This window comes from Variovorax paradoxus (assembly GCF_030815855.1).
GTDB lineage: Bacteria > Pseudomonadota > Gammaproteobacteria > Burkholderiales > Burkholderiaceae_C > Variovorax > Variovorax paradoxus_M.
In genome coordinates this window covers 5,356,708-5,381,541 of sequence record NZ_JAUSXG010000001.1, presented here as the reverse complement: position 1 = coordinate 5,381,541, position 24,834 = coordinate 5,356,708, and the positions used below count along the sequence as shown (strand labels likewise).

Genomic DNA, 24,834 nt, shown 5'->3' with positions numbered 1-24,834 from the left:
GTCCATGCAAACCTCGACGCCCACACCCATGCAAAGCCGCAAGATCCCCGCCACCATCGTCACCGGCTTCCTCGGCAGCGGTAAAACCACGCTGCTGCGCCACCTGTTGCAGAACGCCCAGGGCCGGCGCATCGCAGTCATCGTCAATGAGTTCGGCGAATTGGGCATCGACGGCGAGTTGCTGCGCGGCTGCGGCATCGGCTGCGACGAGACCGGGGCGCCGGACGGCCAGTTGTTCGAGTTGGCCAACGGCTGCCTGTGCTGCACCGTGCAGGAAGAGTTTGCGCCGGTGATGGAGCAACTGGCCGCACGGCGCGATCAGATCGATCACCTGGTCATCGAGACCTCGGGCCTGGCGCTGCCCAAGCCCCTGGTGCAGGCCTTCCAGTGGCCGGCGCTGCGCAACGCATTCACGGTGGATGCGGTGATCACGGTGGTGGATGCACCGGCCGTCGCCGCCGGCCGCTTCGCGGACGACCCGCTGGCGGTAGACGCCCAGCGCCGCGCCGACGAGAACCTCGACCACGATTCGCCCTTGTCGGAGTTGTTCGAAGACCAGCTCGCAACCGCCGACCTGGTGGTCGTGCACAAGACGGATGGGCTCGACGCGGCGACGCTGGCCGGCGTGGAGGCCGTCATCCGCGCCGAGACCGCGACAGGCGTGAAGCTGGTGCATGCGCAGCACGGGCGCATCGACCTGGGTGTGCTGCTGGGCATGGAGCGGGCGGTGGAGGATGCGATCGACCAGCGCAAGACTCACCACGACGAAGAGGAAGACCACGACCACGACGCCTTCGACTCGGTCTCGGTGACCCTGCAGGTCCCTGACCGGGGCCGCTTGCTGGCCGCCTTGCAGAGGCTGGTCGAGCGCCACGAGATCTATCGGGCCAAAGGCTTCGTCGCACTGCCCGGCGCAGCGATGCGGCTGGTAGTGCAAGGCGTCGGCACGCGCTTCGACAGCTACTTCGACCGGCCCTGGCGCGCCGACGAGGCTCGGCAGACGCGCCTTGTGCTGATCGGGGCAGGCCTCGATGCGGCAGCCTTGCAAGCCGAGCTGGACGCCGCGCTGGGCGTGGCCGCGGTGGCCTGACGCGTCGCCGAAAGTCCTTCATGCATCTGCTGTCCACCCGCCCCGGCGGCCACGTCGAAGACGGCGGCCAAGGCGTCGTGCGCGTGGCGCAGACGCCCGCCTCGGTGGTCGTGCTCAGCGCCGCCGACACCACCCTGTCGCTGCTCGCCGACGCGGCCGGGCAGATGGGCGCCGACTATCCCAGCGTGCGCCTGGCCAACCTGATGTGGCTTCGGCAGCCGGCTTCCGTGGACATGTATGTCGACGACGTGCTGCGCCATGCCCGCGTGGTGGTGATCGACCATCTGGGTACCCCGAGCGACTGGGCCTACCTGGTGGAGCGCGCCATGTCCTCGGCACGCGAACGCGGTCAATGGCTGGCGATGTTCTCGGGCGATGCCTCCGAAGACATGCAATTGCTCATGCGCAGCAGCGCGCCGCACGACGATTGCCGCCATCTTTGGCGCTGCCTGCGCGAAGGAGGGCTCGACAATGCGAAGGCTTTCTTCTCGCTGATCGGCCATGCGGCGTTCGGGCTGGGCAGCCGGCCGGCGCAGCCGGTGCCCCTGCCTTCGGCCGTGCGCTATCGGCCGCGGGAGGCTGCCGGCCGCGCCACCTGGAAGGCAGGCGCGCCGGTGGCGCTGCTGCTGTTCTACCGCGCCCATCTGCAGGCGGGCAACACGGCGGTGTTCGACGCCATGCTGGAAGCGCTGTCGGCCGCCGGCTTGAACGCGGTGGCCCTCGCCGTGGATTCGCTCAAGAACGCCGACAGCCACGCCGCGGTGCAGGCCTTGGTCGCGGAACACCGCGTGGCGATCGTGCTGAACGCGACCAGCTTCGCGGTGGCGTCGATCGACGGCCGCGACGATGGGAGCGCAGGCGACGGCGACATGTCGCTGGCCACGCTGGCCGGGGACGCCCCCGTGCTGCAGCTCATTACCGCCGGCGGCACGCAGGAGCAATGGCTGGCCGACCCGCACGGCCTGGCGCCGCGCGATCTGGCCATGCAGGTGGTACTGCCCGAGGTGGATGGGCGCATCCTCACGCGCGCCATCAGTTTCAAGGGCATGGCCTGGCGCTGCGAGCACACCGAGCTCGACGTGCTTCGCTACCAGGCCGAGCCCGGCCGAATGGCCTTCGTGGCCGAACTCGCACGCCGCTGGTGCGTGCTGCGCGACAAGCCCAACGCCGACAAGCGGATCGCGCTGATCCTGGCCAACTATCCGATCGACGATGCGCGCATCGCCAACGGCGTCGGGCTGGACACGCCGGCGTCGACCGTGGTCGTGTTGCAGGAACTGCAGGCCGCGGGGTACCTGACCGGGGATCTGCCCGCCAGCGGCGACGCCCTGATCGCGGCGCTGTTGCGCGGCATCACCAACAACAGCGACGCCAACGGCGGCCGACCCGCCGCGCAGAGCTTTTCCCTGGCCGACTACCTGGAAGATTTCAATCGATTGCCCGCCGACAGCAGGGCGGCGGTCAACGCCCGGTGGGGCGCGCCCGAGCAAGAGCCGTCGCTGCGCAGCGGGCGCTTCACGATTGCCGGCCTGCGCTTCGGCCACGTCTTCGTCGGTATTCAGCCGGCGCGCGGGCGTGCCGTGGACCTGGCGGCCACCTACCACGACGCGGACCTGGTGCCGCCCCACAACTACCTGGCCTTCTACTTCTGGCTGCGCCGCGCCTTTGCGGTCGACGCGATGGTGCATGTGGGCACGCACGGCAATCTCGAGTGGCTGCCGGGCAAGAGCGTGGCACTGAGCGAGGCGTGCTGGCCCGACGCCATCCTGGGCCCGCTGCCGCATCTCTATCCTTTCATCGTGAACGACCCGGGCGAAGGGAGCCAGGCAAAACGGCGCACCCAGGCCGTGATCATCGACCACCTGATGCCGGCGATGACGCGCGCCGAGACCTATGGCCCGTTGCAGCAGCTGGAGCGGCAGATGGACGAGTACTACGAAGCCCTGTCGCTCGATCCGCGACGCGCGCGGCTGCTGCGCGAGGACATCCTCGGACGCACCGTGCGCGAAGGCTTGCACGAGGAACTGGGGTTCGCGCGGTCGACCGACGAGAGTGCCCGGGAGAGCCTGTTGAAGGGGCTGGACGCCTATCTTTGCGAGATCAAGGAATCCCAGATCCGTGACGGCTTGCATGTTCTGGGGCGTTCGCCGCAGGGCCGCCAGCGCATCGACACGCTGCTGGCGCTGGCGCGTTTTCCAGGCGGCACGGCCGCCAGTCAGAAGAGCCTGTTGGTCGCACTGGCGCAAGACCTTGGCGTGGAGGGCGCGGACGGCTTCAGCGCTCTGGGGCCGGACTGGGCCGCGCCGTGGCACGGTCCGCGTCCGAAGGTGTTGCAAGAGATCAGTGCCGAGGCATGGCGCCACGCCGGCCACACGCGCGAGCGGCTGGAACTGCTGGCAGCGCGCCTGGTGGCGGTGCAGGCGGTGTCCGGCGACACTCCGGCGGGCACTGCGCATGATGCCTTCGATGCCCATGACTGGCCGCATGCGGCACCGGTGCTGCAGCGCCTGAAGCAGGTGCTGGCCCCTCGCCTCGATGCCTGCGGCCCCCAGGAAATGACGCAATTGCTGCGAGGTCTGTCCGGGCGCTTCGTGCCCCCTGGCCCGAGCGGCGCGCCGTCGCGCGGCCGGCCCGATGTGCTGCCCACCGGACGCAATTTCTACAGCGTCGACACCCGCGCCGTGCCCACGCCCACGGCCTACGCCATGGGTGCGGCCGCGGCGGAACGACTGATCGAGCGCCACCTGCAAGACCACGGCGCGATGCCTGGCGAGGTGGGCTTGTCCGTCTGGGGCACCAGCACCATGCGCACCGGCGGCGAAGACGTGGCGCAGGCCTTCGCGCTGCTGGGCGTGCGGCCGAAGTGGGCCGACGGCAGCGCGCGCGTGATCGACATCGAAGTGCTGCCGATGGCTGTCCGCCATCGGCCGCGTGTGGACGTGACTCTGCGCGTGTCGGGCTTCTTCCGCGATGCCTTTCCCAACGTGATCGACCTTTTCGACACGGCCGTGCGCGCCGTGGCCGCGATCAGCGAAGACGATGAATCCGACGAGGTGAACCCGATCCGTGCCCGCGTACGGCGCGAGGCCGCCGAGGCCCTGGCGGCCGGCCAATCCGTCGACCAGGCGCGGCGCCAGGCCACGTGGCGTGTGTTCGGCCCGCGTCCGGGCGGCTACGGCGTGGGTGTGCAGGAGGTGCTGGACAGCGGCCAGTGGCAACACAGCGCCGACATCGCCCAGGCCTATCTGCAGGCCGGTGCCTTTGCCTATGGGCAGGGCGAACACGGCGTTGCCGCGCGCGCCTCGTTCGAGCAGCGTCTGGGGCAACTCGATGCGGTGCTGCACAACCAGGACAACCGCGAGCACGACGTGCTCGACGCTGCCGACCACGCCCAGTTCCAGGGCGGGATGGCGGCCGCCGTGGCGCATCTGGCGGGCGCACCGGCTGCGCTCTACCACGGCGATTTCAGCGTGCCGGGGTCGCCGCGCATCCGCAGCTTGCGCGAAGAGGTCGCGCGCGTGGTGCGATCGCGCGCCGTCAACCCGAAGTGGCTGGACGGCGTGCGGCGGCACGGCTACAAGGGCGCGGCGGAGATCGCCACCACCGTGGACAACCTGTTCGCGTACAGCGCCACCACGGGCGTGGTCGGCGATCACCAGTACGCGCTGGTGGCCGATGCCTACCTGCACGACGACAAGATGCGCGAGTTCCTGCAGCGGCACAACCCGCTGGCCCTGCGCAGCATTGGCGAGCGCCTGCTGGACGCCATGCGGCGCGGCTTGTGGCAAGAAGCCGGCGACCACCGCGAACGCATCGAACACCACCTTCTGGCGCTGGAGCGCCGGCTCGAGGACCACGGCGAAGGGCCACTCTGATGACACCCCATTCCACCGAAGCGATCGCCGGCCCGAAGCTCGAGCCGGCCGGTCGCACGACCCTTCCCCTTCAGTGCGCTGATCGGTCAACCCCTGCTGCAACGCGCGCTGTTGCTCGCGGCCATCGACCCCGGTATCGGCGGCGTGCTCATCAGCGGACCGCGCGGCACCGCGAAGTCGACCGCGGCGCGGGCCCTGGCCGCGTTACTGCCGCCTACGCCCGCTTCATCGGCTGCGCCCTTCGTCACCTTGCCGCTGTCCGCCACCGTCGAGCAGCTGGTGGGAACGCTGGACGTCGAGGACGTGCTCCGCGATGGGCGGCTGCGCCTGGCGCCGGGCCTCTTGACGCGCGCCCACCATGGCGTGCTGTACGTCGATGAAGTCAACCTGCTGCCCGACGCGCTGGTCGACGCGTTGCTCGATGTCGCCGCCAGCGGCGTGAACACCGTCGAGCGCGACGGCATTTCGCAACAGCACGCCGCACGCTTCGTGCTGGTCGGAACCATGAATCCCGAGGAAGGCGAACTGCGCCCCCAGTTGCTGGATCGTTTCGGCCTGTCGGTGGCGCTGGCCAACCCGAGCGAAGCCGGGCAGCGGATGGCGATCGTGCGCGCGCGTTTGCGCTTCGACGAAGACCCGCTTGGGGTGGCCGACGCACATGCCGGTGAGCAGGCCCGCCTGGCTGCGGCGGTGATTGCAGCCAGCGCCGGGCTGGCCCGCCTGGCGTGGTCGGATGCCGTGCTGCAGCGCGCCGCGGAATGCGCGCTCGCGGCTGGCGTGGACGGCATGCGGGCCGACCTGGTGATGCTGAGAGCGGCGCGTGCGCTCGCTGCATTCGAGGGCCGCACCGAAGTCACGACGGACGATGTCGACGCGGTGGCGGAACTGGCATTGGCCCATCGACGGGAGGAGGGCAGGAGCAGCCCGGCGCCAGAGCCAAAAGCCGACATGCGGCAGGCGGCGCCGGCATCCACCGGCAGTTCCGCACCATCCGCCAACAGTTCCCCCATGGGCGACTGGGGTGCGCTGCCGCCGATTCCCGAGGCCACTGCCCGCGTGCTGCCCGAAGGAGGGTGGCCCGCAAAAAAAGCGTGAGCCACCGCAGCCGCCTCATGCGCGCCGGGCGCGGAGGTCTGCGGTGGCTGAATCCAGTTCGGCAGCCATTGCTGGCGCCGCCTGCACATGCGGATGCCGGCCCTTCGCGGGCTGCCATCGCATGGGTGCCCACTCTGCTGGCGAAGGGCCCGCAGCCTTTGCAAGGCGGGCATCTGCGCTACAGCCAGCGCTCGGTGCAACCGGCGCGCCTGCACCTGATCGTGCTCGACACCTCCGGCTCGATGCGCCAGCGCGGGCGACTGGCGCTGGCCAAGGGGCACGCCACCTGGCTGATCGAGCAGGCAGCGCGCGCCGGCGACAGCGTGGCCATGCTGAGCTTCGGCGGCCAGGGCGTCGAGCTGCGGCTGCCGCCCGGCCGGGCACGCGCGTCTTGCAGGGAAAAGGTTCGAGCGCTGGGCGGTGGCGGGGGCACGCCGCTGGCGCATGCCCTGGCACAGGCCGACAAGCTGCTGCGCCGCGCCGAACGTCGCGACGGCCCGGCCGAATCCTGGCTCTGGCTGCTGACCGATGGCCGGACGCTGGAGCAGCCGGCGGCACCCGAGGCCCCGCGGCATGTCGTCATCATCGATTTCGACGAAGCCGCGCGCGCCATCGGCCGCTGCGCCGTCTGGGCGCAGCGCTGGGGCGCGGAACATCGCCTCGCCAGCCGACCCGAGTGACCCCGACGAGCAAAGTAGAACCATGTCCCATGCAGCTCACCCAGCGCCCACCGTGCTGCTCGCCGATCGGCTGCGCCCTGCCGCCAAGGGCTGGTGCCCCGGCGCGCATCGCGCCATGGCATCCGGCGATGGCCTGCTGGTGCGGGTGCGGCCGCAGCTGGCGCGCTTGACGAGCGCGCAGGCCCTCGGGTTGTGCGAGCTGGCCGGGCGCCTGGGCTCGGGGCTCATCGACCTGACCCATCGTGCCAACCTGCAGTTGCGTGGCGTGACGCCCGACGCCCATGGCGCGGTGATCGATGCACTCTGCGCCCTCGGCCTGGCCGATGCGGACGCCACGCGAGAAGCCTGGCCGCTGGTTCTCGTGGCGCCTTGCTGGCAAGCGGGCGATGACACCGAAGGCATCGCCACGGAATTGTTGTCGCGCCTGAACGAACTGCCCGCGCTGCCGCCCAAGTTCGGGTTCGCGGTGGATGCGGGGCCGGCGCCGGTCCTGGCCGCGGCCCCGGCCGACGTGCGTATCGAGCGGGCCCGCTCGGGTGGCCTGCTGGTGCGCGCCGACGGCGCCGTGGCCGGACATCCCGTGTCCCGCGCCGGTGCGGTGGATGCGGCATTGGCGATGGCCGATTGGTTTGCGGCGACGGCCAACGGGGTCGAACCGGCATCGCGGCGAATGCGTCGCCATCAGCAGATCTTCAGTTGGGCCGACGGCCCGCAGCCGCTCGAACCCGCGGCCGCCTCGGCCTCGCTGCCCACACCCGGCATGTCCTCGCTCGGACCGGTTTACGGCGTGCCTTTCGGACAGATCGAGGCGGCGGCCCTCGCCACGCTGTTGCGCGACAGCGGCGCCGTGGGGCTGCGCCTGACGCCGCATCGCGCCCTGGTCCTGGAAGGCGGGCGGTGGTGCGATGCGAAGGCTTTCATCACCGTGGCCGGCGATCCCTTGCTGCGCGTCGATGCCTGCCCCGGCGCGCCTTCGTGTGCCTCGGCAACGGTGGCGACCCATGCGGTCGCCCGTGCACTTGCTTCGGGGCTGGCAGCGGCCGGCACCGGTGCACCCCGCAGCCTGCACGTGTCCGGCTGCGCCAAGGGTTGCGCACGTGCGCGCCCGGCCGATGCCACTTTGGTGGGCCGCAACGGCGCCTTCGATCTCGTGCGCGGCGGATGCGCCTGGGACGCGCCCGTGCAGACCCGACTGTCCCCTGAAGCCTTGTGCTCACTCATCGGAATGCCCTGATGCACGTCTTTGAAACCGATGGCGCGGAAATCTACCGTCGCTCTTTCGCCATGATCCGGGCCGAGGCCGATCTCTCGCGCTTCGATGCCGACGACGAGCCCGTCGCGGTGCGCATGATCCACGCGGCCGGCCTGATCGGGCTGGAAGCGCAGTTGCGCTTCCAGCCCGGCTTCACCCGCGCGGCGCGGGCGGCGCTGGCGGCCGGTGCACCCATCCTGTGCGATGCACGCATGGTCAGCGAAGGCGTGACCCGCTCGCGCATGCCGGGCGGCAACGAGGTGGTGTGCACCTTGCACGACCCGGAGGTGCCCGGTCTGGCCGCGGCCATGTCGACCACCCGGTCTGCCGCCGCGCTGGAACTGTGGCGACCTCGGCTGCAGGGCGCCGTGGTGGCCATCGGCAATGCACCGACGGCCTTGTTCCACCTGCTGAACATGCTGCAGGATCCGGCCTGCCCGCGGCCCGCGGCGATCATCGGTTGTCCGGTCGGCTTCGTCGGCGCGGCGGAATCGAAAGACGCGCTGTGGGCCGAACAGCCTGCGCCCTGTTGCATCGTGGCCGGACGCCTGGGCGGCAGTGCCATCACGGTGGCGGCGATCAACGCGCTGGGGAGTCGTCTGGAATGAACCCGCGCGGCACCCTGTACGGACTGGGCCTGGGCCCCGGGGACCCGGACCTGATGACCGTGCGCGCGCACCGGCTGTTGCAGCGCGCGACCCATGTCGCCTACTTTCGCAAGGCCGGCCGGCCCGGGCAGGCGCGCCGCATCGTGGACGATCTGCTGCCCGAAGCGGTGACGGAACACGCGATGGAATACCCCGTCACCACCGAGATCCCGGTGGACGATCCGGCCTACAACCAGCTGCTGTCCGCCTTCTATGCCGAGTGCGCGTCGCAGCTGCGGGCGCTGTCGGACGCCGGCCACGACGTGGTCGTGCTGTGCGAGGGCGATCCGTTCTTCTATGGCTCGTTCATGCACCTCTACACCCGGCTGATCGAGACCCACCCGGTGCAGGTGGTGCCGGCGATCACCGGCATGTCGGGCGCATGGACGGCCACCGGCCAGCCCATCACTTGGGGCGACGACGTGTTGACCGTGCTGATGGGCACGCTGCCCGAAGCGCGGCTCGCCCGCCACATGGCCGACAGTGAAGCGTTGGTCGTGATGAAGATCGGTCGCCACATCGACAAGGTGCGCCGTGCATTGACGGCGGCGGGTCGCCTGCAAGACGCCTGGCTGGTCGAGTTCGCCACCATGCCGGGTCAGAAGGTAATGCGGCTTGCGGAGGCCGAAGGCCGCGTCACGCCCTACTTTTCGATCGTGCTGGTGCATGGGCAAGGACGGCGGCCATGAGCGCCGCCCGGCCGCCCGAAGGCGCTCGCACCGCAGTGCGCAGCACGGAGGTCGCCTGATGAGCGTGCCGACGCATGCAGCGGGCTGGCTGGTCATCGCCGGACTCGGCCCGGGCGCCGATGGCTGCGTGACGCCCGAGGTGAGCGCGGCCCTGGCCGATGCCACCGACGTGGTCGGCTACATCCCCTATGTGGCGCGGGTGGCGCCGCGCGCCGGACTCAGGCTGCACGCGAGCGACAACCGCGTCGAGCTGGAACGCGCCGCCCACGCGCTGCGCCTGGCCGCCGAAGGCCGGCGCGTGGTGGTGGTGTCGTCGGGCGACCCGGGTGTGTTCGCGATGGCCTCCGCGGTGTTCGAGGCGGCGGAGGCGGGCGATGCTGCATGGCGCCTGCTGGACGTGCGCGTGTTGCCCGGAATCACCGCGATGCTGGCTGCCGCCGCGCGCGCCGGAGCGCCGCTGGGCCACGATTTCTGCGCCATCAACCTGTCGGACAACCTGAAGCCCTGGACCCTGGTGGAACGCCGTCTGCGGCTGGCGGTGCAGGCCGATTTCGCGATGGCTTTCTACAACCCGCGCTCCGTGTCTCGCCCGAGCGGCTTCGCCCGAACGCTGGCCGTCCTTCGCGAAGCCTGCGGCGCGGCGGGAAGCCCGGCGCGTCCGGTGATCTTCGCCCGTGCCGTGTCCACGCCCGACGAGACCATCCGCGTGGTCGCACTGCAAGATGCAGAGCCCGAAATGGCCGACATGCGTACCGTCGTCATCGTCGGCTCCAGCCTGACGCGGGTCATTGCCCGCGAGGGCGGACCCTGGGTCTACACGCCGCGCTCGGCGCCGCGCGAGGCGGGCGCATGATGCGCCGCCTCCAGCCACAGCAGCACCTCGGCCACGCGCGTCGCTTCCTGCCGCGCGGGCAGCGGTGGCCGCGCCACCATCACGATCGGCAGTTCGAGTTCGCGGGCAGCGTGCAGCTTGGCCTCGGCACCGGTGCCGCCGGCGTTCTTGCAGACCAGGATGTCCACGCGCTGCGCGCGCAGCAGGGCGATGTCGCCTTCCAGGTCGAAGGGTCCGCGCGAGACGATGACCGTGTGTTGCGGCAAGGGCGGCCGCAGCTCGGGCAGGTCGACCAGCCGCAGGATGTAGTGGTGCTGCGGCTGTGCCGCGAAGGCAGACAAGTGCATGCGGCCCAAGGCCAGCATCACGCGCCGCGGTGGCCCCTTCAGCGCGGCCACAGCCGCGGGCAGGTCGGGCACGGGCTGCCAGCGGTCGCCGGGACCTGCCTGCCAGCCGGGGCGAGTCAAGGCCAGCAAGGGCAGGCCGCACTCCGCGCAAGCCGCGACCGCGTTCGCGCTCATGCGCGCAGCGAAGGGATGGGTGGCGTCCACGACGTGCGTCACCTGCTCTTCGCGCAGATGGCGCACCAGGCCGTTCACGCCGCCGAAGCCACCCACGCGCACGGCGATGGGCTGCGCCTTGGGCTGGGCCACCCGGCCGGCATAGGACAGCACGGCGCGTTCGCCCCTTTCGGCGAGCGCCCGCGCCAGCGCGCTCGCTTCGAGCGTGCCGCCCAGGACCAGGACATTGCGCATGGCTGAATTCACTGAAGTTACCCCGTGGTTGACGATCATCGGGCTCGGCGAAGACGGGTGGAAGGGCCTGCCTTCCGCCAGCCGCGCGGCACTCGATGCGGCCGAACTGGTGGCCGGCAGCGCCCGGCATCTGGCGTTGTTGCCACATCTGCGCGCCGAGCGGCTCGAATGGCCGGTGCCGTTCGCCGATGGCATCCCGATCCTACTGGCGCAGCGCGGCCGCCGCGTGGCGATGCTGGCCTCGGGCGATCCGTTCTGGTTCGGCGCGGGCAGCTCGGTGACGCGCCATCTGGCCGCGCACGAATGGCATGCCTTGCCTGCTGCATCGACATTCGGCCTGGCGGCTGCGCGCCTGGGTTGGCCGCTGGAGCACTTGACCTGCCTGGGTCTGCACGCGGCGCCGCTGGCGCGTCTGCGACCGCACCTGCACACGGGCGAGCGGCTGTTGCTGCTGCTGCGCGACGGTGCGGCAGTGACGGCGCTCGCGCGCTACCTCGTCGACAACGATTTCGGCGCCAGCGCGATGAGCGTGCTCGAAGCACTGGGTGGCCCGCACGAGCGGCGGCGCGACGTCACTGCGTCCGCCTTCGACCTGGCCGATGTGCGGCATCCGGTGGCCGTGGCCCTGCAGTTGGCCGGAACGGGCATGGCCATGCCGTGCAGCACGGGCCTGCCGGACGACGCCTTTGCGCACGACGGCCAGCTCACGAAGCAGAAGGTGCGCGCGCTGGCGTTGTGCGCCCTGGCACCGCGGCCCGGCGAGCGGCTGTGGGACATCGGTGCGGGCTCCGGGTCGATCGGCATCGAATGGCTGCTGAGGCATCCGAGGTGCGAGGCCGTCGCCATCGAGGGCGACCCCGAACGCGCGATGCGGCTGCGTGCCAACGCCGACCGGCTGGGCGTCGATCGGCTCGCATTGGTGACAGGCAGCGCACCCGAAGCCTTGGCCGGCCTGCCGCCACCGGATGCTGTCTTCATCGGCGGCGGCCTCAGCGACGCCATGCTGTCGCATCTGTGGCGCTTGCTTCCGCAAGGCTGCCGCGTGGTGGCCCATGCAGTGACACTGGAATCCGAAGCACTGCTGAGCGACTGGCACGCGCGCGCCGGCGGCAGCCTGACACGCATCGAGCTGGCGGAGGCCGCGCCATTGGGGACGCGGCGCGCCTGGCGCGCTTCCTACCCGATCGTGCAATGGAGTGCGACGCGATGATGGTGGCGGGTTTCGGTTTCAGAAGCGGCGCGACGCTGGCATCGCTGCGCGACGCATTGGCGCACGCGGCCGCGGCCTTGCAACCCGCGGTGCCGGTGCAGTCGATGGCCTTGCTCGCCGCTGCGCAAGACAAGACCGATGCACCGTGCCTGCGTGCGCTGGCCGAGGAACTGGGCGTGCCGGTGTGCGCCGTGGAGGCTGCGCGCATGAACGCCACCGTCACCCTGACCGACCACGCCCGGGTGCGTGCGCTGCGCGGCAGCGGCAGCACCGCCGAAGCCGCGGCCCTGGCGGCAGCCCTGCTGCACGCCGGTCCGGGTGCAACGTTGCTTCATCCGCGCGTGGTGTCGACCGACCGCCTTGCCACCTGCGCGATCGCCGCGCGAACACAACAACCGGAGTTTCGACCATGACCATCCACTTCATAGGCGCCGGCCCCGGTGCGCCAGACCTGTTGACCCTGCGCGGGCGCGACCTGATCGGCCGCTGCCCTGTCTGCCTCTATGCCGGCTCGCTGGTGCCCGAAGAAATCCTGGCGCATTGTCCACCCGGTGCACGCATCGTCAACACCGCGCCACTCGATCTCGATGCCATCGTCGCCGAATTCGTCGCCGCCCATGCAGCAGGGCAGGACGTGGCGCGGCTGCATTCGGGCGATCTGTCCGTGTGGTCGGCGATGGGCGAGCAGTTGCGCCGTCTGCGGGCCGTCGGCATCCCCTACACGGTCACGCCCGGCGTGCCCTCGTTCGCCGCCGCGGCGGCCGCGCTGGGTGCCGAACTCACGCTGCCGGGCCTGGCGCAGTCGGTGGTGCTGACGCGCACATCCGGCCGCGCGTCGCCCATGCCTTCGTGCGAGACCCTGGCTGGCTTCGCCGCCACCGGAGCCACGCTCGCCTTGCACCTGTCCATCCACAAGCTGGCCGAGGTGGTTGCAGAGTTGGTGCCGTTCTATGGCGCCGAATGTCCGGTTGCCGTGGTCTATCGCGCAAGCTGGCCGGACGAGCAGATCTTCCGCGCGACCTTGGCCACCATCGAGGCGACGATGGGCGAGGGCGTGGAACGCACCGCGCTGATACTCGTCGGCCCCGCCCTGGCCGCAGAAGGCTTCGCCGAAAGCCGCCTCTATGCCGGCGACTACGATCGAAGGTTCCGGCCGACACGCGCCGAACCGGGCAATCCGCCGACCACCTGACATCGCATTTCTCGTTCCCTCCCATCCACCCCCTTGCAGCTCCGCGCAGCGGACTGCACTCACCCTACGGAGCCCCGCCATGCACATGGAACCCGGAATCGTCGACGGCAGCAAGATCCTGCTGTCCTATGCCACGGCGAGCGCCTGCGCGCTCTATGCAGTGAAGCTGTCCCTGAACCACATTCGCGAGGAGGGTGCGGGCTCGCTGCTGCTGCGCAGCGTGCTCGCCGCCATGCTGGTCTTCGTCTTCTTCGAGGTGTTCCCGCACGCGCCGGTCGGCGTGTCCGAGGTTCACCTGATCCTGGGCTCGTCGCTGTTCCTGATTCTGGGCGCGGCGCCCACCGCCATCGGCCTGGCCGCGGGGCTGGCGCTGCAGAGCCTCTTCTTCGAGCCGCAAGACCTGCCGCAGTACGGCATGAACGTCACCACCTTGCTGGCCGCGCTGTTCGCCATGCAGGCGGTGGCCAGGCGGGTGCTGCCGGCCAGGCTTCCCTATGTCGAGCTGGGCTACGTGCATGTGCTGAAGATGTCGGTGGTGTTCCAGGGAGGGATCGTCACCTGGGTCGCTTTCTGGACCATCTACGGCCGTGGCTTCGGGGCTGAGACGCTGCAAGCCGTGGGCAGCTTCGGCGCCGCCTACATGACGGTCGTGCTGCTGGAGCCGCTGGTCGACCTGGCCGTGCTGGCGGCAGCCAAGGGACTGCGCGGGCGGGCAGGACAGGGCGGGTCGGTGCTGCTGACGCGGCGTCTGCACCACGCAGCCTGATCACGCGCCGGTCGATTGCCCGCAGGCCCGCCGATGGATGCCGTTTCCACGGTCGAGCTGATGCTGATTGGCATCGGCACCGGCCATCCCGAGCATCTCACGCTCCAGGCCATCGGTGCACTGAACCGTGCCGACCTCATCCTGATTCCACGCAAGGGCGCCGACAAGGCCGAGCTCGCCGACTTGCGCCGCACGATCTGCGCCACGCATCTGAACGGTCAGGCCCGAGTGGTCGAGTTCGATCTGCCTGTGCGCGACATCGCCGCGCCCAGCTATCTCGACGGCGTGCACGAGTGGCACGCGGCCATCGCCGCCGTGTGGGCGGAGCAGATCGCCACCTGCCTGCCTCATGGCGGCCGCGTGGCGCTGCTGGTCTGGGGAGACCCCTCCCTCTACGACTCCAGCATGCGCATTGCCGAACGGTTGCAAACGGCCGGCATGGCGCTGCGGGTCGAGGTGATTCCCGGCCTGAGCAGCGTTCAGTTGCTGACCGCCGCGCACGCCATCCCGCTCAACACCCTGGGGGCCCCGGTGCTGATCACCACCGGACGTCGGTTGAGGGCCGGCGGCTGGCCGGCAGGCCTGGACACGGTCGTGGTCCTGCTCGACGGTGCCAGCGCTTTCCAGGTTCTCCCCCCGGAGGGCATCGAGATCTATTGGGCCGCCTATCTCGGGATGCCGTACCAATTGCTTCTTGCCGGCCCTCTGGCCAGCACGGGACCACGCATCTCCGCGCTTCGCGCAGCAGCCCGCGAGGAGCACGGCTGGATCATGGACAGCTACCTTCTTCGACGGAGCGTGTAGTTCCGTTTTTGGTCAATCGGTCAGCAGAAGAGCGAAAAAAAGCGCCTCAGCATTGCTGGGCGCTTTCTTATTTCCAGGTTGCCGAGCAGCTCGACCCTTGCTTTGCGGGCCGGTGCTGCTCAAGCCCCGTGCTTCTTATTTCCCCGGTGCCTGCCCCAGGATATCCACCACCACCCGGCGGTCCGGCTGCAGGCAGGCGACCAGGCGCGGGGCGCGAACCGTGCCCTGGCAGTCGCGCGTCACGGGTTCCCGCTCACCCCGCGACTGCACTTCCATCGGCGCGCGCACGCCCGCGGACTTCAGGTAGTCGCGCACGGTGTTGGCGCGCCTGAGCGCCAGGCGGTCGTTGTAGGCCTCGTCGCCGAGGCGGTCGGTATGGCCGGTGATCGTCAGGCTCTGCACCTGCATCTCCTGGCTTTGCAGCGCACGGGCCAGCGCATCCAGCTCGCCGCGGCCCTGCGGCAGCATGTCGGCCGCGCTCGAGCGATCGAACTTGAAGAGCGCGTCGGTGCTCAGGTTCACCCGCCGCGTCGTCGGGGCCGGCGGCACCGGCACTGGCGCCGGGGTGGGCGCCGGCGTCACGACGGGCGTGAGCGCGCAGTTCTGCCCCTGGCACCAGTTGTAGCGCTCGTCATGCAGGCTGCCGCAGCCGACCAGGACGAGAGTGGCGAGGGCCGTGGCGCCGAGCGCGAGCAGTGTCGGCGTGTTCTTCGTTTGCGTTTGCATGGTTTGCGTTTGCATTGTTTGTTTCCTTCCCGTTGTCAGTGGTTCGACCGCGCTCACCGCGCTCACCACGCCACCCGCACGCCCAGCTGCCCCGAGACGCCCTCGCGGCTCGTGCCGCTGAGCGAGCGCTGGTACTGCACGCCGCCATACAGGTAGGCCGCCTTGCTCAGCGGCAGCTGCGCGCCCACGCCCAGCTCGGCCCAGGTCTGCTTGGCCCATGCCTCGCTGACCGCGGTGTTGCCGATGGTCACGGCCTTCGGATCCTTGAACTCATGCAGCAGATCGGCGGTCACGTAGAAGGTGTTGGTGCGCGTGAGCTTGTCGCCGCGCTCGGCCTTGTCGTTCCAGGCGAGGCGTGCGCCCACGCGGCCGCGCAGGCTCTGGCTGGTGAAGCCGTCCACGGTGGACACGTTGTCCGCAAAGCCGCGGTAGCGCGTCGCCTGGTAGCTCAGCTGCGCCTGCGGCTCGATCAGCCATTGGCTCTCGCCGATCTGCCAGGGGCGGCCCACTTCCACGCTCAACCCCGCGCCGGTGCCCTTCTGCGTGCCTTCGCCGCCGTACTTGTCGGTGTACTTGTTCTGCACCGCATGCAGCTGGCCGACCAGGTCGAGGTAGCTGCCGTTGTCGGCGTAGCGCGTGTGGTACGCGCCCAGCGTGGCCATCTGGCCCTTCATCTTGCCGGTGTCGTAGCCCATGCCGGCGTCGCCGCGGCGGCGGTCGCTGAAGTGGGTGCTGGTGCGCCCGTAACCCGCGGTAAGGCCGGTGTGGCTGCGCGACTTGTCGGCCGCGTCGCCGCTGTAGCGGACCGCCAGCTCCTTGCCGAGCTGCACGTACTGCATTTCCTGCTCGAAGCCAAACTGGCGCTTGCCGTCCAGGTCCAGGCGCTGCGCATGCAGGCGCATCCACAGCTGGTCGGCGGGCGCCTTGTCGTCGCAGCCGCAGTGGTCCCACTTGAGCGTCTGCTGCTCGCCCACGCGCTTGTGCAGGCTGCCCAGCAGGCCCAGGCCCAGCTCCTGGGTGGCGACCTGGCCCATCACATAACCGGCCACGGCGGGGCGCAGCACCTCGGGGGCCGGGACCGGAACAGGCGCCGGACTCGGGACACCCGGCACCGGCTTGGGCGTGTTGTAGACGCTGCTCAGGTAGAAGCTGTTGGCGTCGCCGTCGGTGCGCCCGCCGCGGTGCAGGCCGTATTCGTAGGCGCCGGCCTGCACCGGGGCGGCCAGGGTGAAGTCGCCTTCCGAGGAGGTGCCGGTGACCTGGACCACCTGGATGCCGTTGATGGTGGCGGCGCCGGCGCCGCCGGCATTGGTCACGAGCACGCGCGAGGTGCCGCTGGTGTTGCCGTTGACCACCAGCTTGTCGGTGGCGCTGGCATCGCTGCCCAGGGCGGTGTTCACGCGCACGATGCCGTTGGCGCCGGCGTAGTTGCCGTACAGGCTCAGCAGGTTGCCGGGGGTGCCGGCGGGGTTGCGCAGGTCGATGAGGCCGGCGTTGTGCACGTCGCCGGTGACGCTGAAGGCCGGCTGGCCCATGAACACGCTGCTGGTGGGCTGAATGAACAGGCCCAGGGGGGCACCGCCGGCGTCGGCTCCGGCGCCGACCACCAGCGGGGCGCCGGCGAGGGTGAGGCGGGTGTTGTCGAGGGTGATGGTTTCCCAGTTGCGCAGGGTGTCGCCACCCGCGGTGGCGGTGACGCCTTGCAGGGTGAGCTTGTCGACCCAGCCGTCGGCGGCCGAGACGTCGTCGCCGCCGTCCAGGACCTGGCTGCCGTTGTAGCCGGCGGCGGACACCAGGGCAGTGTCGGAACCGTTCTGGCCGTAGAAGCCGCCTGACAGCGTGCCGCCGGTCCAGGTGAAGCTGTCGTTGCCGTCGGCCGCGCTGGCCAGGCGGTCGTCGCCGTAGATGTTGCCGCTGAAGCGGCCGCCGGTGAGCGCCAGGCTGTCGTTGCCCAGGCCGAGGATGGCGTCGCCGGTGACGGTGCCGGCGGTGGTGACGACGGCGTTGCCGCCGAGGATGTCGGTGCCGGTCTGGGCGAAGTCGCCGTCTCGGATGGCGATGCCGGAGGCGGCGCCGTTGACGGTGGCGGCCGCGCCGATGTTGATGGTGCCGCCTGCCGCTGCCGTCGTGTGGATGGCCGCGCCCGCGCCGCTGCCGCCGGTCAGGCTGCCCCCGGTGACGTTGACGTTGTAGGTGCCGCCCCTGGCTGCAACGCGCAGGCCATCCCCATTCACGCCGGTGGCCGTCGCGGTGCCGGCGCTCATGGTCGCCGCTGCAACTCCCGAGCCTGAATTGGTGACGCTGATGGCGCGGTCGCCCGTCACCGAGCCGCCCTGCATGACCAGCGCCGCAGTGCTGGTGCTCGCAAAGTTGGTGATGGCGCTTGAAACCCCGGTGGAGCCAGAACCACTGGTGGAGGTGATGGCGCCGCCCGTGACCGTCACGGTCGAATTGCCCAATCCGCTCGTGACGGCGCCAAGGCCACTGCTGTAGCCCGATGTGACAATCTGGCCATTCGTCATTGTGACTTTGACATCGGACGTATTGGCCTTGTTGGTGATTTGACCGACAAAGCCATTGGAGCTCTCGCCACTCGTCCTGATGCTGCCACCGCTCATTGATGCGGTCACGGCGCCAAGACCGTTGGTGATGGCACGTGCGCCCTCGGAGGCGAGGCCGGTGGTTTCCACGGTCCCGCCCGTCATGGCCAGCGTGGTCGCCCCGGTACCGTTGACATTGCTGGTTCTGGCGTAAATGCCATTCGCCGCGTCGCCGCTGGTGGAGATGCTGCCGTTCGACAGTGTGGCACTGGCCGCGCCCATGCCCGTGTTCTCTGCGTAGATGCCGAAGGCAGTAAATCCTCCGGTGGCAACGGTCGAAGCTGCGGCATCCATGGTCGCCGTCGCCGCGGCCGTGCTGGCCGGGTTCAGCACGGCGGACCAGATTCCGTAGCCATTGCTGCCTTGCGTCGCGATGCTGCCCCCCGTCATCGACGCGGTCGCGGCGCCCGTGCCGACGGCCAACGCGGCCAGCCCGACGCCGCCCGCTCCGTTGGCGATCACCCTTCCTCCCGTCTGGCTAGCAATCGCGTCGCCAGACCCTGAGCCGACTGCGATGACGGTCGAGCTGGCGCCGTTCGTCGTCGCCGTGCCGCCAGAAATGGTGGCGGAAGCAATGCCGGAGCCCAATGTCTGGGCCACAACGACCGAGTTATTCGCGGCCTGTGTAGTGGCTTTACCACCAGTCATGGACGCAACAGCATCGCCATTGCCCCATGCCAAGGCGTAAGCCGCGTGCGACCCGCCTGCCGCAGTGCCGGTACTGATCGAACCGCCGTTCACCGTGACCGTCGCCGTGCCGATGCCGTGCGTTTCTGCAAACAGACCGACCCCTGAACCTTGCGTGCCCGTGGTGGAGATGGAACCGCTGTTGAGGATCGAGGTTGCATTGCCGCTACCCACGACGCTGGTGGCGACGCCCAGAGCGTTCTCGCCTTTGCTGGTGATGTTCGCACCATTGATGACGATGCTCGCATCACCGCCGGCGCCGCTCGCGAGTGAGTTGGCCAGCACAGCCCAGGCGGCACCGGACACAGGATTGCCCGCCGGGGTGGTCACATTGATCGTGACCGGGCCGTTGACTTCGATCCGTCGGTTGCCGGTGCCGCCACCGCCCGAATAGACGCCATTGGCGGTTGTCGGCGCGGTGACCGGCGTGATGGTGAAGGGCGCCGCGGTGCCGTCCACGATGACGGTGATGCCGTCGGTGCCATATGCAATGCCGGTGGTGTTCGGGTTGGCGTCCCCCACTGGCGTTCCATCACCGTTGCAGATGACGGTTCCACCAACGGCGACAGCTCCGCACTCGTTGGCCGCCCAGGCGGACGATGCGCCGCCGTAAGCGACCGCCGCCAAGAGGCCTGCGGCCAGCACGGTACCCGACGACTTCTTGCCGCGCGCGGCACTCACCTCGCTGGCCGCAACCCACGCACCCAGTGCCTCGTTCCAGATGCTCTGAAATGACCTGTTCATCCTCTGACCCTCGCTCCAAAAAAGTCCAAGCGATGCGGCCAATCGGAAACCATTTCCGTTAACCCACTGCCGTGACCCGCCTACTTTTGCGGCAGGCGTGGAGACTATTGGTGGAAGAGGGGTAGACCAAAGGCACTAATTCACAAACCGGGGATTCTGATTACATTCTGGCAAACAAGATTTCACATCAGGGAATTTTTCACGACTTCCCATCGAGCGGACGGCAAAGTTAATCCCGCAGGGTGCCGTTCTTCCAAAGAAAACCGGGGGCTCTTGAGGTGCAATTTTTTAAACCCATGCCAACCTGCATAACTATTGTTAACGATCTACCACGAGTGTTTCAAATGCCAACAAGGTCGGCGTCCTTGCTCACCCTTCAGCCGGTCCAGATTTTCGCTGTTCAGCCTGGAAGGCCTGCAATAAAACCTGCGCATGCCGTAGAGGAACTTCGCCGGCTTCCAAATACCGGATATCGCCAGCATCGTAGTAATGGATGGGGGTGGGAACATTGATCGATGGCCACCGCGAAACAAGGTCGTAGCCGGTCAAGAGTTGATTGCCCCGGTTAATGCCGCGACGGAGTAATCGCCCTTTGGTCGTCATCGGCAAATCCTGCCGGGCTGGCGTTCCGCGCACTGATGGCGATGAACGAATAGCCGCCGAGAATGGGTTGAAACACCCGATGTGCTCAGCCCTTTAATTCATCGGGCACATTTACATCGAGTTAATCGACGATCCGACCTCAATAATCTACCGCTGGGTTTTACAGGGCGGCTCCAACAGCGGATTGCGCCGGCAGTCCGCCATTGCGCTTTCTCTCTACAGCATGCGCATCGGCCGGCGCCCACCCCAGCCGCCCTGCATTGTTCGTGCGACCCGTGCCAGCCCGCCGGTTCCGCTGGCCGCCCGCCCAACCAGTGCGCCGCCCGCCGCCCCCGCCAGCAGCCGGCGCACGAGCGACGGGCTGCGCCCGGCGGTCAACAACAGCAAAACACCCGCGCCCAGAACCGCGAGGTGTTCGCCCGGAAAGCCCGGGCGCTGCGCGTCCATTTTCTTGACTGCTTCGATCTTGGATCCGATGTTCATTGGAAGCTCCTTTTCTGTACGAACCTCTTCATAACAAGCGGGGCGATGCACCGGTGTAGGCGCTGTTCACCTGCCATGGGCCGAATCGGGCGTACGGCGCCCTTTCTCAGGGTTTTCATATAGGGGTGGGATACAAATGGCCTGGAGGCCCATCGCACACGTGTTATCAGCTATTAAAACTATAGCGTTCAGTCCCTTCGCGAGAATCGTTCCTCGTAAACGCTATATCTAGCCCGACTCTTGCTAAGCAAAATCCTCGACGGATTCACGTCACCCATGATCGAGGACATCGAAGCAATGAACCTTATGCGTCTCCGGCAGCCGATGGCTGCGTTGGTACTGGGCGGCACAGCAGCATTCTTCGGGGCGCTGGCCACGTCGGCCCATGCGGTTTCGAGCCCGCCCATTCAGATGGCGCAGGGCGTCGAATACATGTGCGGAGGCGCAAGCAAGGACGAAGCTGCATTCATGCAGATGGTGTCGCCGCGATGGGCGGCGACCATCGAATTCGGCGTCAACGAGAGCAAACAGCGTGGCAGCTTTCCGGTGCGCGCAGCGGTCCAGGTGCGCGAGAAGTACACGGGCCGCACGGTGATGGAAGCGCAGTCGAACGGCCCCTACATGCTGGCGCGGCTCGATCCCGGCGCCTACGACGTGAACGTGACGCTGGGCGGCCTCACGATCACGCAAACGTTGACCGTGATCGCGGGTATGCCGTCCCGCGCGGTGTTCATGTGGCCATCGAACTTCGACATGGCTTCGGTGCTGCCGCCGATGCCGCAAACGCAGGCACTCGCGCAGACCTCCGCCGGACGCTGAGGGCGCTTTCCGCCCGGCCGGTTTCTGGTCCGGGTGGATTCTCTTTCTTTCCTGTTAAGCCTTGCCTAAGCCCTGCGCCGCACAGTAGCGGCGTGGCCTTCTCGCCACGCAGACACGGAAGAAAGGATCCAGACCATGACCTCCCGGATTTCATCGCGCACGCGGTCCGCAGCGGCCGCCATGCTGTGCGGCGCCGCGCTTCTTGCGGCGCTCTCGCCGGCGCATTCGGCGATCAATCCGCCGATCCACATGACGCACGGCATCGAATACATGAGCGGCGGCATCGGCAGCGACGAGGCCGAACTGATGGAGACGGTTGCGCCGCGCTGGCCGGCAACTTTCGAATTCGCCATCAAGGACCACAAGGGCGCCGACTTCGCGGCCGGCGTTCACGTCACGGTACGCAGCAGCAATGGCACCGCGCTGCTCGACGACGTGGTGTCCGGCGGACCGTTCATGGTGGCCCGGCTCGATCCGGGCACCTACGAAGTGGAGGCTCGCTTGCTTGGAAACACGCTCAAGCAAACACTGCATGTCCTGCCCGGTGCGCCCGCGCGCGTGGCATTCGTGTGGCCCGCAGGCACCGACATGGCCTCGGCCGGCACGCGCGCGGTGCAGTAGCGCCCAAGCGCGGTTTGAAACCGATGCGCCGGGCCGCGGGCTTCGAAACCTGCCTCGCCCACAGCGCCTGCTATCCGTGCGCCAGGCGCTATAGAAAAAATAGCGGGCACCGGTTCGGCGGGCGTCTTGAATGTACGGCATGCGCCTTGCAGATACCGCATCCCGGGCAGTGCCCGTTCCCATTGCCCCAATGCCGATACGTCCCCTGAGCGTTCTGACCGCGCTCCTGCATGTCTACCTGGCGCTGCGCCTGCTGCCCGCATTGGCCATGCTCACTCCGGCCTGGCCGCTGGCGCTCGCCGCCCTCGCAATTTCGGCACTCACGATCCCGTTGCCTTTCGTCGCGCGCCGCGCCGTGCGCAACGCCTCCTTGAAGGAGGCGCTCCAATGGACAGGGCTGATCAGCATGGGCTGGTTCTCCTCGATGTTCGTGCTGACGCTGGTGCGCGATGCGGGCCTTGCGCTCGTCTGGGTGGCCAGCGCACTGGCCGGCCTACCGGTGCCCTGGAGCGCCGTGCTGCCGTGGAGCGCGATGGCCGTGCTGGTGGTGGCAACCCTGGCGTCCGCCGTGGGTTTTCTCAACGCCCGCAGAACCGCGAGCGTCAGGCGTGTCGACGTTCCGATTCACGGGCTGCCTTCGGCGCTCGAGGGCTTCACGATCGCGCAGCTCAGCGACATCCACGTGGGTCCGACGATCCGGAGCAACTACATCCAGCGCATCGTCGACGCGGTGAACCGGCTCGGCGCCGACGCCATCGCCATCACCGGCGACCTGGTGGATGGCAGCGTGGCCGAGCTGCGCGAGCACATCGCGCCGCTGGCCGGACTGCGTGCGCGGCACGGTACTTTCGTCGTCACGGGCAACCACGAGTATTACGCCGGTGCGCATGCGTGGATCGACGAGCTGCGCCGGCTCGGCCTGAAGGTCTTGCTCAACGAGCATGTGGTGCTGCAGACGCGCAATGTGCGCGGCGCGCAGAACGACGAAGAGCTGTTCGAGAGCCAGTTGGTGCTGGCGGGCGTGACCGACTTCACCGCCGGCCACTTCGACCCCACGCACGCAAGCGATCCGCACCTGGCGCTGTACGACGCTCCTCCGCTGGTGCACACCCGCGTGCTGCTGGCGCACCAGCCGCGCAGTGCGCCGGTGGCGGCCAGGGCCGGCTACCAGCTGCAGCTCTCGGGCCACACGCATGGCGGCCAGTTTTTTCCGTGGAACCTGTTCGTGCCGATGCAGCAGCCTTTCACCGCGGGCCTGCACCGGCTGCACGACATGTGGATCTACGTGAGCCGCGGCACCGGTTACTGGGGCCCGCCGAAGCGCTTTGGCGCGCCTTCCGAGATCACGCTCGTGACGCTGGTGCCGGCGCGCGGCTGAGGCTCCCGCTCAGGCGCGCAGCTCGGCCAGGCGCCGGGCGTTCGAGGTGGCCGCCGCATGGATCGGCTTCAGCCCTTCGCGCGCAATGCGGACGGCCGCGCCGGAGAGCTGGCCGGCCGTGCTTGCCGCGCGGGTGCTCGCCTTCACGAAGGCGTCGCCGCGCTCCGCAGCTTGCGCTGGCGTGATGCTGCCCGCCATCGACAGAAAAGCGCCCGCGCTGAGAAGCCAATGCTGCAGCGCGCGGCTGGCCAGCGAAACATGGCTGCTGTGCCACTGCTTGACCATGGCAGCGCCCGATTCGCCTGCCGCGGCGAGCTTTTCATTGCCCATGAGCTGGAACTCCGCGAGGTCGGCGGCGCTGGGCGCGAGCCCGGCCCTGGCCATTTGCTCGGTGCGCATGTGGATGACCGAGCCGGAAGACAGCAGCATTTCCTGGGTCTTGAGAGCCACGTCGGCCCACAGCATCAGCGGGTTGGCCAAACGGGCGGCAGAAGTGAGAGACGACATAGAGAAGGGCGAACCATGAGGATGAATGAGCACCACTATAGGCTCCGGCCACGCTGATTGCTGCACTGCAACAAAATCGTTTTCGCAATTTTGTTGAACAAGTCCTACCTGCCGACATGGCAATAGCCTTCCGGAAAGCAGCGGAGGGGCCGGAAAGTAATTATTTCCTTCCTTTTCACCATTTGCTTTCCAGACGCGCATCATGAAAGTACAACCGTCCGCGCCCCTCGTGGCCGCGGTGTTCGCAGGCGTTCTCGGCCTGCTGGGCACCGAGGCCCATGCGTTCGAAGACAGCGCCCGCGGCATCTACTTCGAGGGCGGCCGTGCACCGCATGGCGACAAGGGCGCCACCAATGCAACGACCGTGGGCGTCACGCTGCCTTGGTCGCTGCGCCAGCCGGTGCACGAAGGCGCACTGACTTCCTACTGGGACCTGTTCGTCAGCCAGTGGCATGCGCCGGCGCTCGGCAGCGGTTCGCGCAACTACACGCAGCTCGGCGCCATCTATACGTGGCGCTATCGCTTCGACGGCGGCCGTTCGTCCTGGTTCGCCGAAGGCGGCGTGGGCGGCACGGTGATGGACCACCTGTACAGGACGCCCGACCGCACTTTCAGCACCGCATTCCAGTTCACCGAGGTGCTGGGCGTGGGACGCAGCTTCGGCGAGAACGGCAGGCATGAACTCGCATTGCGCCTGCAGCATTTTTCGAACGCCGGACTCAAGAAGCCCAACCCGGGCGAAAACTTTGTCCGGCTGCGCTACACCTATCACTTCTAGG

At 68.7% G+C, this 24,834-nt stretch carries 23 protein-coding genes; 17 read left to right on the top strand and 6 right to left on the bottom strand.

Features of this window, described 5'->3' with window-relative positions; all coding sequences use genetic code 11:
• Positions 1-28: 28 nt before the first annotated feature.
• The 8 genes from cobW to cobJ all read left to right on the top strand — a co-directional run bounded on the left by cobW (position 29) and on the right by cobJ (position 10,181).
• Positions 29-1,090 carry a cobalamin biosynthesis protein CobW gene (cobW, locus tag QFZ42_RS25570; RefSeq protein ID WP_307703664.1) on the top strand — a complete coding sequence of 354 codons (1,062 nt, stop codon included), beginning with the start codon at positions 29-31 and terminating at the stop codon, positions 1,088-1,090.
• A 20-nt stretch (positions 1,091-1,110) separates the two neighbouring features.
• Positions 1,111-4,965: a cobaltochelatase subunit CobN gene (gene cobN / locus QFZ42_RS25565; protein ID WP_307703663.1), complete on the top strand. Its 3,855-nt coding sequence runs from the start codon at positions 1,111-1,113 to the stop codon at positions 4,963-4,965.
• Between the two features lie 108 nt (positions 4,966-5,073).
• Positions 5,074-6,060, top strand: coding sequence for an ATP-binding protein (locus tag QFZ42_RS25560; protein WP_373423412.1), 987 nt, complete (start codon positions 5,074-5,076; stop codon positions 6,058-6,060).
• A gap of 125 nt (positions 6,061-6,185) precedes the next feature.
• Positions 6,186-6,740, top strand: coding sequence for a vWA domain-containing protein (locus tag QFZ42_RS25555; RefSeq protein ID WP_307703661.1), 555 nt, complete (start codon positions 6,186-6,188; stop codon positions 6,738-6,740).
• 22 nt (positions 6,741-6,762) lie between these two features.
• Positions 6,763-7,974, top strand: a complete 1,212-nt coding sequence (locus QFZ42_RS25550) for a hypothetical protein (RefSeq protein ID WP_307703660.1) — start codon at positions 6,763-6,765, stop codon at positions 7,972-7,974.
• Positions 7,974-8,600 (top strand): precorrin-8X methylmutase, encoded by a 627-nt coding sequence (locus QFZ42_RS25545; RefSeq protein WP_307703659.1) that lies wholly within the window; start codon positions 7,974-7,976, stop codon positions 8,598-8,600. Before QFZ42_RS25550 ends, QFZ42_RS25545 begins: the two co-directional genes overlap by 1 nt.
• On the top strand, positions 8,597-9,328 hold the full coding sequence (locus tag QFZ42_RS25540) for a precorrin-2 C(20)-methyltransferase (RefSeq protein ID WP_307703658.1): 732 nt from the start codon (positions 8,597-8,599) through the stop codon (positions 9,326-9,328). Before QFZ42_RS25545 ends, QFZ42_RS25540 begins: the two co-directional genes overlap by 4 nt.
• 58 nt (positions 9,329-9,386) lie before the next feature.
• Complete coding sequence (gene cobJ / locus QFZ42_RS25535) at positions 9,387-10,181, top strand: precorrin-3B C(17)-methyltransferase (RefSeq protein ID WP_307703657.1); 795 nt, start codon at positions 9,387-9,389, stop codon at positions 10,179-10,181.
• Here the strand turns inward: cobJ and QFZ42_RS25530 are convergent.
• A complete protein-coding gene (locus tag QFZ42_RS25530) occupies positions 10,142-10,915 on the bottom strand; it encodes a cobalt-precorrin-6A reductase (protein ID WP_307703656.1) in 774 nt (257 codons plus the stop codon). The genes cobJ and QFZ42_RS25530 overlap by 40 nt on opposite strands.
• Between QFZ42_RS25530 and cbiE the strand changes: the two genes are divergently transcribed.
• From cbiE to cobF, 5 genes are all read left to right on the top strand, one after another.
• A complete protein-coding gene (cbiE, locus tag QFZ42_RS25525; protein WP_307703655.1) occupies positions 10,914-12,125 on the top strand; it encodes a precorrin-6y C5,15-methyltransferase (decarboxylating) subunit CbiE in 1,212 nt (403 codons plus the stop codon). The two genes, QFZ42_RS25530 and cbiE, sit on opposite strands and share 2 nt — an antisense overlap.
• Positions 12,107-12,538 (top strand): cobalamin biosynthesis protein, encoded by a 432-nt coding sequence (locus tag QFZ42_RS25520; protein WP_307703654.1) that lies wholly within the window; start codon positions 12,107-12,109, stop codon positions 12,536-12,538. Before cbiE ends, QFZ42_RS25520 begins: the two co-directional genes overlap by 19 nt.
• A complete protein-coding gene (gene cobM / locus QFZ42_RS25515) occupies positions 12,535-13,317 on the top strand; it encodes a precorrin-4 C(11)-methyltransferase (RefSeq protein WP_307703653.1) in 783 nt (260 codons plus the stop codon). The genes QFZ42_RS25520 and cobM overlap by 4 nt, the downstream gene beginning before the upstream one ends.
• A 79-nt stretch (positions 13,318-13,396) precedes the next feature.
• On the top strand, positions 13,397-14,083 hold the full coding sequence (locus tag QFZ42_RS25510; RefSeq protein ID WP_307703652.1) for an energy-coupling factor ABC transporter permease: 687 nt from the start codon (positions 13,397-13,399) through the stop codon (positions 14,081-14,083).
• A gap of 33 nt (positions 14,084-14,116) precedes the next feature.
• Entirely contained in the window at positions 14,117-14,887 is a 771-nt protein-coding gene (gene cobF / locus QFZ42_RS25505) for a precorrin-6A synthase (deacetylating) (protein ID WP_307703651.1), read from the top strand.
• 135 nt (positions 14,888-15,022) lie between these two features.
• On the opposite strand, the gene QFZ42_RS25500 is transcribed toward cobF, so the two are convergent.
• The 4 genes from QFZ42_RS25500 to QFZ42_RS25485 all read right to left on the bottom strand — a co-directional run bounded on the left by QFZ42_RS25500 (position 15,023) and on the right by QFZ42_RS25485 (position 20,730).
• Positions 15,023-15,628, bottom strand: a complete 606-nt coding sequence (locus QFZ42_RS25500; protein WP_307703650.1) for an OmpA family protein — start codon at positions 15,626-15,628, stop codon at positions 15,023-15,025.
• A gap of 47 nt (positions 15,629-15,675) precedes the next feature.
• A complete protein-coding gene (locus tag QFZ42_RS25495) occupies positions 15,676-19,644 on the bottom strand; it encodes an autotransporter outer membrane beta-barrel domain-containing protein (protein ID WP_307703649.1) in 3,969 nt (1,322 codons plus the stop codon).
• A gap of 369 nt (positions 19,645-20,013) precedes the next feature.
• Positions 20,014-20,247 (bottom strand): hypothetical protein, encoded by a 234-nt coding sequence (locus QFZ42_RS25490; RefSeq protein ID WP_307703648.1) that lies wholly within the window; start codon positions 20,245-20,247, stop codon positions 20,014-20,016.
• 216 nt (positions 20,248-20,463) lie between these two features.
• On the bottom strand, positions 20,464-20,730 hold the full coding sequence (locus tag QFZ42_RS25485; protein ID WP_307703647.1) for a hypothetical protein: 267 nt from the start codon (positions 20,728-20,730) through the stop codon (positions 20,464-20,466).
• Between the two features lie 297 nt (positions 20,731-21,027).
• Here QFZ42_RS25485 and QFZ42_RS25480 point away from each other — a divergent pair, with 297 nt between their 5' ends.
• The 3 genes from QFZ42_RS25480 to QFZ42_RS25470 all read left to right on the top strand — a co-directional run bounded on the left by QFZ42_RS25480 (position 21,028) and on the right by QFZ42_RS25470 (position 23,548).
• The gene (locus tag QFZ42_RS25480; RefSeq protein WP_307703646.1) at positions 21,028-21,549 is read left to right on the top strand and encodes a hypothetical protein; all 522 of its coding nucleotides are present in this window, start codon (positions 21,028-21,030) and stop codon (positions 21,547-21,549) included.
• Between the two features lie 135 nt (positions 21,550-21,684).
• Positions 21,685-22,170, top strand: a complete 486-nt coding sequence (locus tag QFZ42_RS25475) for a hypothetical protein (protein ID WP_307703645.1) — start codon at positions 21,685-21,687, stop codon at positions 22,168-22,170.
• Positions 22,171-22,300: 130 nt separating this feature from the next.
• The gene (locus QFZ42_RS25470) at positions 22,301-23,548 is read left to right on the top strand and encodes a metallophosphoesterase (RefSeq protein WP_307703644.1); all 1,248 of its coding nucleotides are present in this window, start codon (positions 22,301-22,303) and stop codon (positions 23,546-23,548) included.
• Between the two features lie 9 nt (positions 23,549-23,557).
• Here QFZ42_RS25470 and QFZ42_RS25465 read toward each other — a convergent pair whose 3' ends face one another.
• The gene (locus tag QFZ42_RS25465; protein WP_307703643.1) at positions 23,558-24,055 is read right to left on the bottom strand and encodes a polyhydroxyalkanoate granule-associated phasin; all 498 of its coding nucleotides are present in this window, start codon (positions 24,053-24,055) and stop codon (positions 23,558-23,560) included.
• Between the two features lie 202 nt (positions 24,056-24,257).
• Between QFZ42_RS25465 and QFZ42_RS25460 the strand changes: the two genes are divergently transcribed.
• Entirely contained in the window at positions 24,258-24,833 is a 576-nt protein-coding gene (locus QFZ42_RS25460) for an acyloxyacyl hydrolase (RefSeq protein WP_307703642.1), read from the top strand.
• Position 24,834 lies beyond the last annotated feature (1 nt).